Source organism: Bradyrhizobium sp. 192, from assembly GCF_023100965.1.
Taxonomy (GTDB): domain Bacteria; phylum Pseudomonadota; class Alphaproteobacteria; order Rhizobiales; family Xanthobacteraceae; genus Bradyrhizobium; species Bradyrhizobium symbiodeficiens.
Window position 1 is genome coordinate 2,083,022 of sequence record NZ_CP064690.1, and the last position, 16,546, is coordinate 2,099,567.

At 59.4% G+C, this 16,546-nt stretch carries 11 protein-coding genes and 4 pseudogenes; 13 read left to right on the forward strand and 2 right to left on the reverse strand.

The features are described from left to right. The first annotated feature begins 244 nt into the window (after window positions 1-244). From IVB24_RS09535 to IVB24_RS09545, 3 genes and pseudogenes are all read left to right on the forward strand, one after another. Window positions 245-1,588: an IS1182 family transposase gene (locus tag IVB24_RS09535; protein ID WP_247772743.1), complete on the forward strand. Its 1,344-nt coding sequence runs from the start codon at window positions 245-247 to the stop codon at window positions 1,586-1,588. Between the two features lie 47 nt (window positions 1,589-1,635). Further along, window positions 1,636-1,794 (forward strand): annotated as a pseudogene (locus IVB24_RS09540) (IS110 family transposase); the annotation flags it as partial. A gap of 378 nt (window positions 1,795-2,172) precedes the next feature. Then, window positions 2,173-3,224: pseudogene (locus tag IVB24_RS09545) on the forward strand (IS110 family transposase). A 240-nt stretch (window positions 3,225-3,464) separates the two neighbouring features. On the opposite strand, the pseudogene IVB24_RS09550 reads toward IVB24_RS09545, so the two are convergent. After that, window positions 3,465-3,747: pseudogene (locus IVB24_RS09550) on the reverse strand (transposase); the annotation flags it as partial. Window positions 3,748-4,255: 508 nt separating this feature from the next. On the opposite strand from IVB24_RS09550, the gene IVB24_RS09555 reads away from it, so the two are divergent. The 8 genes and pseudogenes from IVB24_RS09555 to IVB24_RS09590 all read left to right on the forward strand — a co-directional run bounded on the left by IVB24_RS09555 (window position 4,256) and on the right by IVB24_RS09590 (window position 13,049). Next, on the forward strand, window positions 4,256-5,740 hold the full coding sequence (locus tag IVB24_RS09555; RefSeq protein ID WP_247772744.1) for an AMP-binding protein: 1,485 nt from the start codon (window positions 4,256-4,258) through the stop codon (window positions 5,738-5,740). 88 nt (window positions 5,741-5,828) lie between these two features. After that, a pseudogene (locus tag IVB24_RS09560) lies at window positions 5,829-6,037 on the forward strand (enoyl-CoA hydratase/isomerase family protein); the annotation flags it as partial. 474 nt (window positions 6,038-6,511) lie between these two features. Beyond that, window positions 6,512-7,606, forward strand: coding sequence for an ABC transporter ATP-binding protein (locus IVB24_RS09565; protein ID WP_247772745.1), 1,095 nt, complete (start codon window positions 6,512-6,514; stop codon window positions 7,604-7,606). Between the two features lie 91 nt (window positions 7,607-7,697). Continuing rightward, window positions 7,698-8,759 carry an ABC transporter substrate-binding protein gene (locus tag IVB24_RS09570; protein WP_247772746.1) on the forward strand — a complete coding sequence of 354 codons (1,062 nt, stop codon included), beginning with the start codon at window positions 7,698-7,700 and terminating at the stop codon, window positions 8,757-8,759. A 73-nt stretch (window positions 8,760-8,832) separates the two neighbouring features. Next, a complete protein-coding gene (locus tag IVB24_RS09575) occupies window positions 8,833-10,083 on the forward strand; it encodes an ABC transporter permease (RefSeq protein ID WP_247772747.1) in 1,251 nt (416 codons plus the stop codon). Window positions 10,084-10,088: 5 nt separating this feature from the next. Next, window positions 10,089-10,919, forward strand: a complete 831-nt coding sequence (locus tag IVB24_RS09580) for an ABC transporter permease (protein WP_247772748.1) — start codon at window positions 10,089-10,091, stop codon at window positions 10,917-10,919. 316 nt (window positions 10,920-11,235) lie between these two features. After that, a complete protein-coding gene (locus tag IVB24_RS09585) occupies window positions 11,236-11,541 on the forward strand; it encodes a CoA transferase (RefSeq protein ID WP_247772749.1) in 306 nt (101 codons plus the stop codon). 44 nt (window positions 11,542-11,585) lie between these two features. Continuing rightward, window positions 11,586-13,049 carry an amidohydrolase family protein gene (locus IVB24_RS09590; protein ID WP_247772750.1) on the forward strand — a complete coding sequence of 488 codons (1,464 nt, stop codon included), beginning with the start codon at window positions 11,586-11,588 and terminating at the stop codon, window positions 13,047-13,049. A gap of 401 nt (window positions 13,050-13,450) precedes the next feature. Here IVB24_RS09590 and IVB24_RS09595 read toward each other — a convergent pair whose 3' ends face one another. After that, window positions 13,451-14,194, reverse strand: a complete 744-nt coding sequence (locus IVB24_RS09595) for a class II aldolase/adducin family protein (protein ID WP_247772751.1) — start codon at window positions 14,192-14,194, stop codon at window positions 13,451-13,453. A gap of 958 nt (window positions 14,195-15,152) precedes the next feature. Here IVB24_RS09595 and IVB24_RS09600 point away from each other — a divergent pair. Both IVB24_RS09600 and IVB24_RS09605 read left to right on the forward strand, forming a co-directional pair. After that, window positions 15,153-15,860 (forward strand): CoA transferase subunit A, encoded by a 708-nt coding sequence (locus IVB24_RS09600; protein WP_247499977.1) that lies wholly within the window; start codon window positions 15,153-15,155, stop codon window positions 15,858-15,860. A gap of 15 nt (window positions 15,861-15,875) precedes the next feature. Next, window positions 15,876-16,526: a 3-oxoacid CoA-transferase subunit B gene (locus IVB24_RS09605; protein WP_247772752.1), complete on the forward strand. Its 651-nt coding sequence runs from the start codon at window positions 15,876-15,878 to the stop codon at window positions 16,524-16,526. Window positions 16,527-16,546: the final 20 nt, after the last annotated feature.

The following is a 16,546-nucleotide window of genomic DNA, read 5'->3' on the forward strand; positions in this document are numbered from 1 at the left end:
AGCCACTAGTGCCGTTCAGCTTATCTTCGACCCCGGAGAGGAGCACTCCCGTCGTGCCTACCCATGAGAAGTCCGCTCAGGCTGACCTTGCCCCCAAGTTTTATCCATTCCTGAGTTCGCCCCGGTCGTTGGATTTGCCCATTTGGGCGGTGGTAGCGACGGGAGCTGGCGCGGAGCCCTCAGCATAGCGCAGCGAGGCTGGGCAAGAATCTAGCCGTTTGCGCAGAGCAGTGTACGATTCGGTATGACGAATCGTACCTTCAAGACCGGGGTGAGTCGGCATCAGGCGAGCTTTCTTCCGCCGCGTGTGGAAGATTATGTGGGTGGCGACAACCCTGTTCGCGCGATCGAGGCATTTGTCGCGGCGCTGGATCTTGGGCGGCTTGGCTTCGGCCATGCCGGGTCGGGCGGCGGGGCAGGACAACCCCCTTACGATCCCGCCGATCTGCTGAAGCTCTATCTTTATGGCTACACCAACCGGATCCGCTCCTCGCGGGCGCTCGAGCGCGAGGCCGGGCGCAACCTCGAACTGATCTGGCTGATGAAGCAATTGGTGCCGGGCTATCGCACCATTGCCAATTTCCGTCGCGACAATTGGAAGGCGCTCAAGGCGACGAACCGGGAGTTTGTGCTGCTGATGCGCGAACTCGACCTTTTGGGCGGAGAGGTCGTGGCGATCGACGGAGCGTTTTTTGATGGCAACGCGAGCAAGGGGAGCGTCAAGACGCAGCGCAAACTTGCCAAGCGGCTGGCGGAGATCGAACGGGAGATTGAAGCCTATGGCGCCACGCTGGATGCCAACGACAGCGCGGAGGCAGAACGTCCGCCGGCGGGACCGGAGGGTAACGGAGGCGACGGCGGCGGGGACGTCGCGCAAAAGGTCGCCGGCTTGATGGCCAAACGCACGACCCTGAAGGCCGATCTGGCGCAACTGGAAGAGAACGGCCAGACGCAGTTGTCGCGAACCGACAAGGACGCCCGCCTGTTGTCGAAGAACGGTCAGGTGGTGGCGGGGTACAACGTCCAGATCGCCGTCGACGACAAGCACAAGCTGATCGCGGCGAGCGAGGTCGTCAACGATGGCAACGACGCCGGCCAGCTTTACGATGTGGCCAAGGCCGCAAGGGACGAGCTTGGCGTCGAGACCCTGATAGCCCTGGCCGACTGCGGCTACTACAACGGCCAGACCCTCAAGGACTGCGAGGAGAACGGGATCGTGGCCTACGTTCCGCAAGCCAGGCGGACCGCGCGGCTCGAAGCCCAGGATCGCATCAGCCACGAAGCGTTCGCCTACGAGGCCGAAGCCAATGTCTATCGCTGTCCCGCCGGCAGCCTGCTGCGCCCGACGCAGGGGCGCAAGACCAACGGCAACCGGATCGAGATACGCTATGTCAGCCGCAAATCCGATTGCGACGCCTGCGCGCTACGCGCGCGCTGTGTCTCCGTCAAGACGCCGACGCGCACCGTCCAGCGCTGGGAGCATGAAGCAGTGCTGGAACGGCATCGCGCGCGGATGCAGGACGCCGACGGCCGGATGCGTCGCCGGGCCGAACTTGCCGAACACCCCTTCGGTATCCGCCGCGCGTGAGCCGAGACAAGCAGCCAAAGGTGGAGGCGGCACCGAGACGCGCGCGCGAGATTGCGTGGAAAGCGCAAACCAGATTGTGCGGACGCTTCCGCTCACTCGAGCGGAAGGGCAAGCGGCGAACCGTAATCGTCACGGCGATTGCCCGAGAGCTATCCGCCTTCATTTGGGCAATCAATCGCGAGCTCATGCCACCTCGACAGGCGTAGCGTCGTTGCGGGCTGTGGACCGCTCGAGTCGTGAGGTGCGCTCGACCGGCCCACAGCCCCCTTTGTTGCAATCAGGATCAGGGGTAGTCGCAGACATCAATCGTGCAGAGGTGAAGGTGGGACCACGGCAGGGGAAATCCTGAAACCCATTATGTGGCCGATCATCCGATCGACGCCCGACGCTAGACCAGGGACAGCCCCAAACGAAAAAACGGAAATGCGGTATCCAACCCGCGCATCAGAGCCTGTTCACCGACGTCTTTGGGTTCCGCCTTCTCCTCTGCACGATGGAAACCGTGCGTTGTGTGCTTGACTGGGGACGGATGACCCGCCCCGTCCTCTCAGTCAGACTGAGTTGGCTTTTGAAAGGAGGAAGCAATGAGGACACGGAACAAGCCCAGGCCGGCAACGGTGTTTGGGATCGACATTGGCAAGAACGTTTTCCACGTCGTTGGGCTCGACGCCACTGGAATGCCGATCCAGAAGGCGACCTTTCGGCGCGATACGCTCTTGCAGTTCTTCGAACGTGCAGGGCCGGCTTTGGTGGGGATGGAAGCCTGCTCCGGCTCGCAATGGTTGGCCCGCAAGATCGCCGCCATGGGGCACACCGTTCGCATCATCCCAGCTCAATTCGTGAAGCCATATGTGAAGTCCAACAAAAATGACATCATCGATGCCGCGGCGATCGCCGAGGCCGTGACGAGACCAACGATGCGCTTCGTCGAGCTAAGGTCGCCTGAGCACATTGACCTGCAAGCGCTGCATCGTGTTCGCGATCGGATGATGTCGCAACGGACGTGCCTCATCAATCAGATGCGCGCTTTTTGCCTGGAATATGGGATCGCTATTCACCAGGGCGCCGGCAAGTTCAAGGCTGATCTGCCGAGGGTTTTGGCCGATCAGTCGAATGATCGAACCTCGGCGATGCGTCGCATTCTTGCATCTACATTTGACGAGCTGCGGCAGCTGGAGCTGCGGATTGCCGAGGTCAACCGCGAGATTGAGGCAATTGCCTCTCAAAGCGATACCGCCGTCGATTGATGACCATCCCGGGCATTGGGCCGCTGGCCGCGACGGCGCTTTTGGCAGCAGCTGGATCTGCCCGCCAGTTCAAAAAGGCCCGCGATATGGCAGCTTGGCTAGGTCTTGTCCCGAGAGAATATTCTACGGGAGGCAGAACGAAGCTGCTGGGGATAAGCAAGCGCGGCAATCGATATCTGCGCCGGATGATCATCCATGGCGCCCGTTCCTGCGTGACTCATCTTGATCGCTCGCGATACCGCCTTGGCGCGTGGCTTGATGGACTTCAGGCACGCATGCACACTAACAAGGTCACCGTCGCCTTGGCGGCCAAGATTGCGCGGATCGCATGGGTGGTGATGACCAAGCCCGGCGCAAGCTATGAACGGCGGGATCCGGCCTTTAGCTGATCCCGTTTGTTCCAGACTGCGAGGTTCGTGAAGGTGACGACGAAACAGTCGATCGGCGCGCCGTAAACCCTGTGCAAAAAAGCGGGCTTCGAGCCCGAACCATTTATCTGGGAACGGCACGCGCGGATCTCATCATGGCCTGGCCGCAACAGCGGCCCACTTGCAAGAGGCCGGATACATTTGTGCAGACTGCATCGTCCTCATTAAACGACCTTGCACGGGCGGGGCGGGTCATACATTCTTTCCCAAGAGGTCCTTCAACGCCGCATTGTCCAGCATGGCGTCGGCCAGGAGCCGCTTCAGCTTCGTGTTCTCGTCCTCCAGCGTTCTCAGCCGCTTGGCCTCGGAGATGTCAATCCCGCCGAACCTGGCCTTCCATTTGTAGATGCTGGCGTCGGTGACGCCGTGCTTGCGGCACAAAATCAGCCACCGAAACCCCGGCCTCATGTTCCTTCAAAATCCCGATGATCTGCTCTTCCGTAAACCGATTGCGCTTCGTGCTCTGGTCCTCGTCTTGGGCCAGAGCGAACTTCAAACTGGATTAAGCCCGTGGGGCAAGGTCACAGAAAGGGTTGCTGTGCCCGATGACGGAATGGAATTGGCTTCGTAACTTGATCAAGGCCAAGCGGCAGAACGAGAGATTCTAGGTGGCGTCGTCATGCAGGAAACGCTTCTCGGTAGGCGCGGCGACGAGGCGCACGCTAGGCAGACGGCTGCCTGATCCTTCGATCCGCCTTCCTGCAGTCAGCGCGCTTAAGGCGTGCACCTCTGGCGCAGGCTTTCAGCGGGGAGCCGCAGCATATTGCGGAAAATCGGCGGCGCGGATGGATATATTGCGGCCGTGTTGAGCTGGCCTTTGCTCAGTTCCGTTTGAGACTACTCGGGTCACGGAAACTGCGGGCAGACCAGCGCGCGCTTCAGGCGTCTGAGGTCTAACTGGCATCACTTGAAGTATTGGGCGCGAGCGGGAAAGGTCCCCGAAGTTGTCGTGTGTGTCGACTGGATGGCGAAACGGGAATTTGTAAGGTTAGATGACTGAAGAGATGATCCCTTTGGGCGAGAAGCTCGCCCGTCTGGCCCGGGCGACACCGGATGCTCCGGCAATCAGTTGCGGCGAGACTACGCTTAGCTGGCAACAGCTGGACGTAAGAACTAACCGTATCGCCCGCGCATTGAGCACGGTCGGCGTCCAACTTGGAGACCTGGTCACGATCGGGCTTCCAAACGGTGTCGACTTCATCGAGGCCTGCTGGGGCGTCTGGAAGCTGGGGGCGACACCGCAACCCGTCTCCTTTCGGCTGCCAAAGGTCGAGCTGCAATCCATTCTTGAGCTTGCAAATCCCTCGATGGTGCTTGGTCGATCTAGTCTCGAAAGCGATCGGAAGCGCATGACGGTCGATGACCTGCTTGCGCTTTGCGGCGACGACCGGCCGTTGGAGCCATGCGTGGCGCCCGTCAAGATGGCCGCGACCTCTGGCGGCTCGACCGGCCGTCCCAAGTTGGTGCTGTCCGGATCCCCCGGACTGACCTCAAGTGAGACGGTCTTTAGCGAGTTCTGGCGCTTCGGCAGGGGCGATACGGTGCTAATCCCTGCGGCGCTATATCACTCAGGCCCTCTAGTTGCCGCCCTGGGTGCGCTATCTTGCGGCGCGCATGTCGTGCTGCTACCGCGGTTCGACGCTGAGGCGGTGCTGGCAGAGATCCACCGGCGTCGAGCGACTTGGCTCTACTTGGTGCCGACGATGATGATGCGGATCTGGCGGCTGCCGCAGGAGGTGCGCACCCAATACGACATCTCCTCCGTAAAGACGCTTTGGCACTTCGCGGCGCCGTGCCCACCTTGGCTCAAAGAGGCGTACATAAACTGGTTTGGGCCCGAGGTGATTCTCGAACTCTATGGTGGATCGGAGAGCCAAGCCATGACCCGCATCACGGGCACGGAATGGCTCGATCACCGCGGCTCCGTCGGCCGTGTCTGCGATGGCGAGATGCAGGCCTTCGACGATGACGGAAAGATGCTGTCGGCCGGCGAGCTAGGCGAAATTTATATGCGCCAGGCCAAAGGGACGCCCCCTACCTATCACTACCGCGGCGCTACAGCGCGCACCCTGCAGGGGGGGTGGGAGACCCTCGGCGACATCGGATACTTCGATGAAGATGGCTATCTCTACCTCGCCGATCGGCGCACCGACATGATCTTGGTTGGCGGCGCAAATGTATATCCGGCCGAGGTCGAGGCGGCCATCGACGAGCACCCGCTGGTGATGTCCAGCTCCGTGGTCGGCCTGCCGCACGAGGATATGGGCTCATCTATCCATGCCATCGTCCAAGCTCGCCCCGGTCTGACGCCTGAAGCTTTGCTAGCGCATCTGGCCGAGAAACTGGTGACCTATAAACTTCCCCTCACGGTCGAGTTTGTCGCCGAGCCGCTTCGCGACGAGGCAGGCAAAGTGCGACGGACCCAGTTACGTGACGAGCGTATCGGGCGAATGAAGCTGACCGGGCGCCAAAGATAGTTTGGCTGTTATCTTCCGATGACTGCATTGCTGGCCTGCCGGAGTTTACGGAAACACCTAACACAGGCAACCAACAGGAGACTAGCTGTTGACGAACTTCGTAAAGATCGAGAAAGGGCTCGGCTCGGAGGGCCGCATTGCAGTGGTAAGGTTTGACCGGGGCGATCGCATGAACGCACTTTCTGCCGACGCAATTCGAGAGCTGACCAGAGCGGCCGAGAGCTTTGACGACTCCCAGAAACCTCGGTTGTGATCTTGACCGGTGGAAAGGCCTTCACCGCCGGGGCCGATCTGAAAGGGGTGCGCGCGGTTCGCCGGCAGCGATGGACGCATCCTCAATACGCGTCGACAGCGGACGACCACGGCTAACTCGTGCCTGGTGGCGCTCATTCGAGCTCCAACGCGCGCGGAGCCCACCGGACAGACGTATATCGAGTACCACGCGCCTGTAGAAGAACGCGAATCCTCGCGCTTCGCGGGTCAGCGCAGGATTTCTGCTACTTTAGATCTGATATCAATTAAATTCCGCTTTCGTCGACCGATAATATTTTGGTGAAACAATAAGATCTTCTTTCGACCCACGGTCGCGGAGTTGAGTGCGAGTAAGGAAGGAATGCGCCATTGATCAATCGCAGACGTCTCATGCAGGCCCGCCCCTCCAATCTCCAAGGTGCACTCAGCAACCTCCACTCTGTCGTGAATGAACATCGAGATCTGGTAGTCACCGACGGCACATTACAGAACCAGCCGCGGCGACCGGGGAGAGGAACGATGCCGGACGCCAACAATGCCTTCGTGAAGTTCTCCAACATACAGAAGACCTATGACGGCGAAGCCCTCGTGGTCAAAAATCTTAACTTGGAGATCGCTCATGGTGAATTCTTGACCATGCTGGGGCCCTCGGGCTCGGGTAAGACGACGACCCTCATGATGCTTGCCGGCTTCGAGGTGCCCACCCAAGGCTCGATACTTGTTGAAGGGCGCACGATCGACAAGACGCCGCCGCATAAGCGTGATATCGGAATGGTGTTCCAGAACTACGCTCTTTTTCCGCACATGACCGTGGAGGAGAACCTCGCCTTCCCGCTTAAGGTGCGAAAGCTAGGCAGGGCTGCCGTTGAGACCAAAATCAAACGGGCGCTCGAGATGGTCCGGCTTGGCGCGCATAGCAAGCGCAGGCCAGGCCAGCTCTCGGGCGGACAGCAGCAGCGCGTCGCGCTTGCCCGCGCTCTGGTTTTCGATCCCAAGCTCGTGCTGATGGATGAGCCGCTCGGCGCGCTGGACAAGCAGCTGCGCGAGCAGATGCAGCTTGAGATCAAGCATATCCAGGAGGATCTCGGCGTCACCCTAGTTTATGTGACGCATGACCAGAGCGAGGCGCTGACCATGTCGGACCGCATAGCGGTGTTCAACGACGGGGTCATCCAGCAGCTAGCCGCGCCCGCCGAGCTGTACGAGCGGCCGCAGAACGCCTTCGTCGCCCAATTTATAGGCGAGAACAACCGGCTAGAGGGTAAGGTCGTCGCGATGAATGGTGCCACCTGCATGGTCGAGATTCCAGGCGCGGGCAATGTGCAGGCGCTGGCCGTCACAGTCGAGGCCGTCGGTCGTTCGACCGTGCTGTCGTTGCGGCCAGAGCGAGTGAAGCTGAACCCCGCACCGGGCTCTCTGCCCAATATCTTCAGCGCGCGGGTTGCGGAGGTGATCTATCTGGGCGATCACGTGCGTGCCCGGATCTCGATCGGGGCCGAGGATAACTTTGTGATCAAGCTGTCGAACTCGGGAGGCGTCGTGCAGCTCGAGCCCGGTGCGGCTATCAACATCGGATGGGAGACAGAGGATTGTCGGGCGCTCGAAGCGTCATGACGATGATCCGAGCTTCGCCCGCGAGCCGATGGTCAGGGTTACTGCAAAGCCGCTCCCCATCCTGGGGACCACCTAACGGGGGAAACGGACGATGAGCAAGACAATGATGATCAGCGGCGCCTTGGCCATGATGAGCTGGGCGGGCGTGTCGATGCTGGTAAAGCCCGCTTTCGCGGGTGATCAACTGACGATCGTTTCCTGGGGCGGTGCCTATCAGATGGCCGAGCGCAAGGCGTTTTTCGAGCCCTTCACAAAAGCAACCGGGATCAAGATTACCGAAGGCGAGTACAACGGCGAGGTTGCCAAGCTCCGCGCCATGGTCGAATCCAAGACGGTGAGCTGGGACGTGCTCGATGCCCCTGGAACGATCGCTCATAGAATGTGCTCCGAGGGCCTCCTCGAGACAGTGGATTGGAACAAGGTGACGCTCGACCAGACCAAGTTCGGCGACGCCGCCAAATATGAATGTGGGGTACCGTTTCAAACGAATTCCACAATCCTTGCCTATGACAAAGACAAACTGCCGAATGGCCCACAGACCATTGCCGATCTGTTCGACACGAAGAAATTCCCGGGGAAGCGCGGGCTGGTCAAGACTTTCAGCCCTAACCTTGAATGGGCGTTAATCGCCGACGGTGTGTCCATCAAGGAGGTCTACAAGGTCCTCAACACGCCCGACGGCGTCGACCGCGCCTTCAAGAAGCTCGAGACAATCAAAAAGGACATCGTCTGGTGGACGGCCGGCGCCCAGGCACCGCAGCTACTGGCCGATGGCCAGGTTGTCATGACCGCAGCCTATCACGGCCGCATTACCAGCGCCGCCAAGGAGTCGGGTAGGCATTTCGAAATCATGTGGGACGCCGCGCAGGCGGGCACCGTTTATTTTACCATTCCCAAAGGCAGTCCACGTATCGATGACGCCTACAGGTTCCTCGCCTTCGCGGGCTCGCCCCAATCGCAAGCTGACCTGACGCGTTACATTCCCTACGGTCCGCTCAACAAGGATGCGATGGCGCTTGTTGATCCGGCGGTGTTGCCTTACTTGCCCAACACGCCCGAGCGTAGAGCCGTTGCTCTCTATCCCGATGTTTCCTTCATTGTTGAGAAGAATGATGAGCTAAGCCAGCGCTTTAACGCTTGGCTCACGAGGTAAGAACGGCGAAAGGCGAGGAGGGCTCCTTCTCTCGCCTTTCGAACGAACGGTTGAGAGAGCTGGAGAGAGGTCGATGGCGACAATGGCGGTCAAACTCGCCGACAATTCCGAGGCCATTCCGCTGCGCACCAAGCTGCAGCGGGTCGAGCGTCGGCGCAAGTTGAGGGCTATTACCCTCGTCCTACCGCTTCTGTTACTGATGTCGGTATCCTTCGTCTTGCCGATAAGCCGCATGATGTTCAATGCGATTCATGATGATACGTTGTTGACCCTCATGCCGCGAACCATGGCGGCGCTGAGCGCTTGGGACGGCAAAGACCTGCCCGACGAGAACGCCTATGCCGCTCTCGCAGACGACCTCAAGCAGGTGTCGACACAAAAGACGACTAGCTTGATAGGCAAGCGGGTGAACTATGAGCTGCCCGGCACCGGTAGCCAAATGATATCGAGCGCCCGAAAGGCGAGCATGCTTTCGAACGGGCCCTACAAAGTGGCCCTGATTGACATCAGCCCGCTCTGGGCCCAGCACGACGTCTGGACTTTGTTGAAGCGCGGCCGCTCGGCCTACACAGCCTATTACTTACTGCGTTCGGTCGGTTTCCAATATGGCCCCGAAAGCCAGATCGTCGCCTCACCGCCGGAGAGCTCGGTGTTTCGGGACGTCTTCCTGCGCACCTTTGGGATTAGCATAGGCGTGACCATCGCTACCCTGCTGCTTGGCTTCCCGGTGGCCTACCTCCTGGCAACCTTGCCGTCCAAGATCAGCAATCTGCTGATCATCATGGTCTTACTGCCGCTCTGGACATCGGCGCTGGTGCGATCCGCCGCTTGGGTGGTGCTCCTGCAGGATCACGGTGTCATCAACGAGACTTTGATGGCTCTGCATATCATCTCGCAGCCCGCGGAGCTGATCTACAATCGGGTAGGCACGCTAGTGGCTATGACTCATATCCAACTGCCTTTCACGCTGTTGCCGATTTATAGCGTGATGAAGACGATTTCGCCTAACCATGTCCGCGCTGCCCGCTCGCTCGGCGCCCGCCCGTTCTACGCTTTCTGGAAGGTCTACTTTCCCCAAACGCTGCCGGGAGTCGCCTCCGGTTGCCTGCTGACGTTCATTCTGTGCCTGGGCTACTACTTGACGCCTGCGCTTGTCGGAGGGCCGGGTGACCAAATGGTCAGCTCCTTTGTCGCCTACTACACGAACGAGGACCTCAACTGGGGCATGGCCTCAGCCTTAGCCGCGATCCTGCTCACCGCGACTATGGTTTTCTACTATGTCTACAACAAGGTGGTCGGCGCCGACCGCCTCAAGATGGGATGAGAAAGATGGCTGCTTTCGCCTATGCCTCTCCGATAGAGAAGGGCTGGCACTACCTGCTTCAGCTGATCTGTGGTGCGGTGCTGCTGTTTTTGATTGTTCCGATCCTTGTGGTCATCCCGCTTTCACTCAATCCTGTCCCTTTCTTTAGCTATCCACTGACCGGCCTGTCGCTGCGTTGGTATGAGGACTTCTTCCTCACGGATCGTTGGCAGGGAGCGCTGCACACATCCACCTTAGTCGCCACGGCGGTTATGCTGCTGTCGACGTTACTAGGAACGTTAGCCGCGCTGGGGCTCAGTCGTCCAAGTTTCCCCTGGCGTGCGGCCGTGATTAGCCTACTGATCTCGCCCATGGTTATCCCGACGATAATAACCGCGGTGGCCCTATATTTCTTCTATGCCAAGATCGGGCTGCTCAATAGCTACCCCGGGCTAATCCTTGCCCACACCACGCTGGCCACGCCTTATGTCGTCATTGCCGTATCCGCGACCCTAATGGGCTTCGACCATTCGCTCACCCGAGCAGCCGCCGGCCTCGGCGCGCCGCCGACCACCGTGTTCTTCAAAGTCATCCTGCCACTTATTCTGCCCGGGGTGGCCTCCGGTGCGCTCTTCGCCTTTCTCACCTCCTTCGACGAGGTGGTGGTCGCGCTTTTCGTTGCCGGTGCCGAGCAGCGCACCTTACCTATGGTGATGTTTTCCGGAATCCGGGAGGAGATTAGTCCCACCATTATCGCTGCCGCGACCGTGCTAATCCTGTTCTCTGTTGCCGTGCTAGCTGCTGTCGAGTTGCTGCGCCAGCGATCGCAGCGCCTACGCGGGATCCGCAACACCTGAAGGCTCCTTTCGCATGTTGAAGCTCTTACTAGCTCGGAATGCGTCTTTCTGTTTCTAGCGATCGAGAGAAACCAGCGGATGCGACGAGCAGAGGCTTTCGAAGATACCCATGCGCATTGATCAAGGAAAGCCCGCGCGTGTCCGGTGTGATCAACAGGTGGCTGCCTTGCGACCACTGAACATACGGTTCAACGGCTATTTGGCCTGCACATCTGATGTCTTCGGAGGAGTTCGCAAGTGGTAGCCATGCATCGCTCGACTGTTCGGCATCAAGGTCGCCGATTTCGGGCAGTACAATGCCGGTCCGGCTGTGGCGATGAGGCTCGCAGATCTGGGCGTCACGATCCTGCATATCGAGCCGCCATCCGGCCCTCTCCGGGACAGCCCGGCCAATGCGACGCCCAATCGAAACAAACTGATCGTGCAGATCGACTTGAAGACAAAGGAGAGCTTGTCGCAAACGCAGGCCCTTGTTGCTCAAGCGGACATCGTGATCGGGAACTTCCGTCCGGGGGTGCTCAGCCGCCTCGGATCGACGTCACGGCGTTCGCAAGGTCCGCCCGGAGCTCATCACGAAAACGATCAGCTCGGTCGCGAGTGGCGCGCCTTGGAGGCGGCATAGCGGCGCCCTCAGGCGTGTGCAACGACATACGGTTTGACCGCGTTATGAAGGGATTGCCTATTTCTCGCCGCTGCCTCTGGCACGCAAGACTGCAGACGGCGACCAGGCGTCTTGTTTTTCTTGGCGCTTCGGAGCAGCGATCTGCCACTTTCACCAGCGACAAAGGGGTATTAGCGATGAAATGTCAAATCACAGAATTGGTCGAGCAGACGCCGTTCATAGACACCCACGAGCATTTTATCGAGGAAAGTCAGCGCCTCTCTGGTGTGCTTGATGAGGGGCTCTCTTGCGACGACTGGACCTATTGGGTCAGAGAGTATGTTGCGCGTGACTTGGCGGTTGTGGGAATGCCGAAAGGAGAGCTGCGAAGCTTCCTCGGGCCAGATCTTTCGAGCGAGGCAAAGTACCGGCTGGTCGCGCCTTACTGGGACCGGATCCGTCACACCGGCTATGCCCAGGCGGTTCGCTATACACTTCGCGGCATCTATGACGAGGACGACCTGACTGCCGAGAGTGTGCCACGCATCGCCGAAAAATACCGCGAGACCATCCAGCCGGGCTTTTATGCTGCCATTTTGAGACGTGCGAACATCGAGAACTGCCAGGTCAATTCGCTGCAGCGCATCTTCATGGAAACTGAGCAGCCAGAGCTCCTTGCGCAGGATCTTAGAATCCTCGAGTTTTCCCGATGCAGCGCTGCAGATATCGCTCGCGTGCATGCCGAAACGGGCAAGGAACCGACAAGGCTTGACGATTGGCTCGACATCATCGACTTCTATTTCGATACCTACGGTCCGAGAGCGGTAGCGGTTAAATGTCAGATTGCATATTCGCGTTCTCTTAATTTTGCGTCCGTCGCCAAGGCACACGCGGCGCGGCTGTTTCTGCACCACATTGGTGAGATGCGCCACGACCCAGGTCCGGATGATCTCAAGTCGCTGCAGGATTTTCTCTTCCGCTACTGTGTGGCCAGAGCTACCGAGCGCGGTCTGCCGGTTAAATTGCACACTGGCATTGTGGGCGGTCATGGAATGCTGCAACTCGCCCGCACTCGCAACAACGCCGCCGATCTTTGTCGCCTATTGCTTGATTTTCCCGACACCCGTTTCGTCCTCATGCATATCGGCTATCCTTACGAGCAGGAGTATATCGCGCTTGCCAAACACTATCCGAATGCCTGGATCGACATGTGCTGGGCATGGATTATCAACCCGGCGGCGAGCGTTCGCTTTCTCAAGGAGTTTCTGCTGGCAGCCGGGTCCAGCAAGATCTTCACCTTCGGTGGCGATTATGTCGCGGTCGAGCCAGTCTATGGGCACGCCTGCATTGCTCGTGGTGGTATTGCACAAGCACTGTCAGAGCTAGTTGCTGAAGGCTGGATCGCGTTCGAAGACACTCCCGTGCTAATCGAGCGCATCATGCGCGGCAACGCACTCTGCTTCTTCTCAAAGGAACCAAAGGATCGTGTTCCGTTGACCGACCGATCCGTCGCGATCCCGAGTGAGTGAAGCGGGATCCGAGGAAGGGTTTTGCTTACCAATGCTCCTTATCCTTCGCGCAAACGAGGTGATCTATCTAGTCCGGCAGCCGTTTGGAACAATGATGTGATCAAACAAGCCAAAATCGGAAGAGATATGATTCAGATTATGTTTGGTGCGGCTATTTTCGATGTCCTCCTACACGATGGACAGACTCTTCGGCACCTTGGCAGCAGCCACTGGCGGGCTGCCCGTCCGACGGTATTAGCGATCACTGATTGCGGGCCGAGCAGGCGATTGGCTCTTTTGGCGGAGACACCACTCCCATAACCTGCGGCCACAATCACCAGCCGGCGCTGCCCTCAGTCGATCGTGCGGTCGCTCTCATCATGCTAACTGACGGTCCGCTGCCCCCTGCTTGCCGCGCCGAATCAGGTTGCGTATTCGGGGCTGAGGCGGTCGAGACGGCGCTTGAGAGCCGCCCAAGGGCGCGGGTTCCTATTGTAACCCTCTTGTTGAAATTGCTCCGCCGTGTGGGAAGCGATCTTGTCAGAGGGCAAAGTGATCTTCTGGCCACCTTGCATAGACGCGATCTGGATCCGGCACGATTGCTCTAAAAGGTACATGTTGAGAAAGGCTTCAGAGACCGTACCGCCAACCGTAAGCAAGCCATGGTGCTTGAGGATCATTACGTCTTTGTCCCCGAGATCGCGCACGAGACGATCGCGCTCGGCGAGGTCGAGCGCAACGCCTTCATAGTCGTGGTAGGCAATGCCGCGGTAGAAGCACATCGACTTTTGGTTTAAGGGCAGCAGGCCCTGTTCTTGAGCAGCAACGGCCATACCCGCCAAAGTGTGCGTATGAATTACACACTGGGCGTCGTGGCGGGCCATGTGGACGGCGGAATGAATTGTGAAGCCCGCGTTGTTTATCTTGGCCTCGTCCTCCCTCTGAATGGCATGCCCCTCTGGATCAACGACAACAAGACTAGAGGCCGTGATCTCGTCGAACGTCATCCCATAGGGATTGAGCAGAAAACGATGCGTCCTGCCGGGCAGGCGCGCTGACAGGTGCGTGGAGATCAAGTCGTCCATGCCGAAATGCGCAATCAGGCGATAGGCTGCTGCCAAATCGCAGCGGATCTCCCATTCCTGGGAAGTGGCGTTGCACATCATCCCGTCTCCTCAATCTGCCAAGGAATATCGAACCAGCATAGCGACGGCTGGAGCTACCTATCCACTGATGAATACGAGTTGGACGTAGATATTCCGCTCCTGATCGAAGAATTCGCAGGTTTCGTGCGCCTTTTGCATTTCTATTACCTCTGCTTGCTGGAAGCTCCTGCAAGACTGCTTGGCTCAGACCGTCGACACTGCGGGGCTTTCGCGCACCCTCGCTCCATATGCCCGGGATTGCGGCCCACGGTCGTCGTAAAGACATCTATGAGGTCTTGAGGAGTGGGCTAATAAGGCAAGATGTGTCGCGGTTGGCTGCATTTCTGAGACTATCCGCCGCCGGGAAGCAGTCGGTCCTTGCTCCGCACCGACTCAGAGCCAGACCTAAGGCTGTCATGGCCGAGCTCGGCGCCCCTTTCCATCATATGATCGCTATCGAAATCAGGGGACGACCTGCCGAAGATGCAAGCAGCCGAGGCACTGTTCGGCCTTGCTCAGGGCAGCATCAATCGCTCCAATTGTTAGCTGCAAAGGGGCGACTATCCACCGTGGCCCGACTATGTGAGACGGGCCGCTTTGTCGCCTACCCGTCCAGCCTCACGCCCGTGAGCCGCATGTTTCCTACAGCCGCTTTGTTAACCGGAAGGCCGCACACATGCCGTGCTTGTCGAAGAACCCGAACTCTCGCGAGTCGATGCAGGATTTCGGCTTTGCCACGCGCCATATCAACGCAATTCAGCGCTCCCCCCCGATACTATTCCAATGACAGACGGGCCTTCTGCAGGCTTAAGCCTGCAGAGAGGAGCGCGCGCGTGGAGAGGAAATGCACCTTGGTCAACCGCGGGCGTCTTACGCACGCTCATTCCGTCAGTGTCAACCGTACGCCTGGTGGGGTATTCGGCAAGCAGTTCGCAGGACAGGCGCTTAGGCCGCCGGGAGAGAGTCGAGGGTTTTTTGCATGAACAAGGTCTATCCCGACGCCAAGTCGGCTCTCGAGGGCGTTCTGAAAGACAACATGATGATCATGTCGGGCGGCTTCGGCCTCTGCGGCATCGCCGAGGCGTTGTCGGATGCGATCCGCGACTCCGGCGTCAAGGGCCTGACGGTGGTCTCCAACAACGCCGGCGTTGACGGCATTGGCCTCAGCCGCCTGCTCGAAACCCGCCAGATCAAGAAGATGATCTCGTCCTATGTCGGGGAGAACAAGCTGTTCGCCCAGCAATTCCTCGCCGGCGAGCTGGAACTCGAATTCAATCCGCAGGGCACGCTGGCCGAGCGCATCCGCGCGGGCGGCGCCGGCATTCCGGCCTTCTACACCAAGACCGGCGTCGGCACGCTGATCGCCGAAGGCAAGGAAGTGAAAGAATTCGACGGACAGAAATACCTGATGGAGCGCGGCCTGTTCGCCGACCTCGCCATCGTCCACGCCTGGAAGGGCGACACCGCAGGTAACCTCATCTATCGCAAGACCGCGCGCAACTTTAACCCAATGATGGCGACCGCCGCCAAGGTCACGGTGGCCGAGGTCGAGCATCTGGTTCCGGCCGGCGAACTCAATCCCGACCACATCCACACGCCCGGTCTTTTCGTCAAGCGCATCGTCGAGGTCGGAACGGCCAAGAAGCGCATCGAATTCCGCAACACCCGCCCGCGCACGGCAGCTTGAGATCAGGAGACTAAGATGGCCTGGACCCGTGAACAGATGGCTGCGCGCGCCGCGAAGGAACTGCGTGACGGCTATTACGTCAATCTCGGCATCGGCATCCCGACGCTGGTCTCGAACTACATCCCGGGCGGCATGGACGTCAGCCTTCAGAGCGAGAACGGCATGCTCGGCATGGGCCCGTTCCCGTACGAGGGCGAAGAGGACGCCGATCTCATCAACGCCGGCAAGCAGACCGTGAGCGAACTGCCGTCGACCTCGTATTTCTCGAGCGCGGATTCCTTCGGCATGATCCGTGGCGGCCACATGGATCTGTCGATCCTCGGTGCGATGCAGGTGGCCCAGAACGGCGATCTCGCCAACTGGATGATCCCCGGCAAGATGGTCAAGGGCATGGGCGGCGCGATGGATCTCGTCGCCGGCGTCAAGCGCGTGGTCGTTGTGATGGAGCATTCGGCCAAGGACGGTCCAAAGCTCCTGAAGCGATGCAATTTGCCGCTGACCGGCGAGCGCGTGGTCGATATGGTCGTGACTGACTTGGCCGTCTTCACCATCGACAAACATGGCAGCGGCGGCATGGCGCTGATCGAGCTCGCCGACGGCGTCTCGCTCGATGAGGTCAAGTCCAAGACCGAGGCCGAATTCCGCGTCGCGCTGAAGAACACCTGAGCTCTTCGCAAAAGGGGGCG

Excerpts from the sequence above, each read along its gene's own strand:
- IVB24_RS09535 (WP_247772743.1), top strand. The coding sequence starts at position 245 with ATGACGAATCGTACCTTCAAGACCGGGGTGAGTCGGCATCAGGCGAGC.
- IVB24_RS09555 (WP_247772744.1), top strand. The coding sequence starts at position 4,256 with ATGACTGAAGAGATGATCCCTTTGGGCGAGAAGCTCGCCCGTCTGGCC.
- IVB24_RS09565 (WP_247772745.1), top strand. The coding sequence starts at position 6,512 with ATGCCGGACGCCAACAATGCCTTCGTGAAGTTCTCCAACATACAGAAG.
- IVB24_RS09570 (WP_247772746.1), top strand. The coding sequence starts at position 7,698 with ATGAGCAAGACAATGATGATCAGCGGCGCCTTGGCCATGATGAGCTGG.
- IVB24_RS09575 (WP_247772747.1), top strand. The coding sequence starts at position 8,833 with ATGGCGACAATGGCGGTCAAACTCGCCGACAATTCCGAGGCCATTCCG.
- IVB24_RS09580 (WP_247772748.1), top strand. The coding sequence starts at position 10,089 with ATGGCTGCTTTCGCCTATGCCTCTCCGATAGAGAAGGGCTGGCACTAC.
- IVB24_RS09585 (WP_247772749.1), top strand. The coding sequence starts at position 11,236 with ATGAGGCTCGCAGATCTGGGCGTCACGATCCTGCATATCGAGCCGCCA.
- IVB24_RS09590 (WP_247772750.1), top strand. The coding sequence starts at position 11,586 with ATGAAGGGATTGCCTATTTCTCGCCGCTGCCTCTGGCACGCAAGACTG.
- IVB24_RS09595 (WP_247772751.1), bottom strand. The coding sequence starts at position 14,194 with ATGATGTGCAACGCCACTTCCCAGGAATGGGAGATCCGCTGCGATTTG.
- IVB24_RS09600 (WP_247499977.1), top strand. The coding sequence starts at position 15,153 with ATGAACAAGGTCTATCCCGACGCCAAGTCGGCTCTCGAGGGCGTTCTG.
- IVB24_RS09605 (WP_247772752.1), top strand. The coding sequence starts at position 15,876 with ATGGCCTGGACCCGTGAACAGATGGCTGCGCGCGCCGCGAAGGAACTG.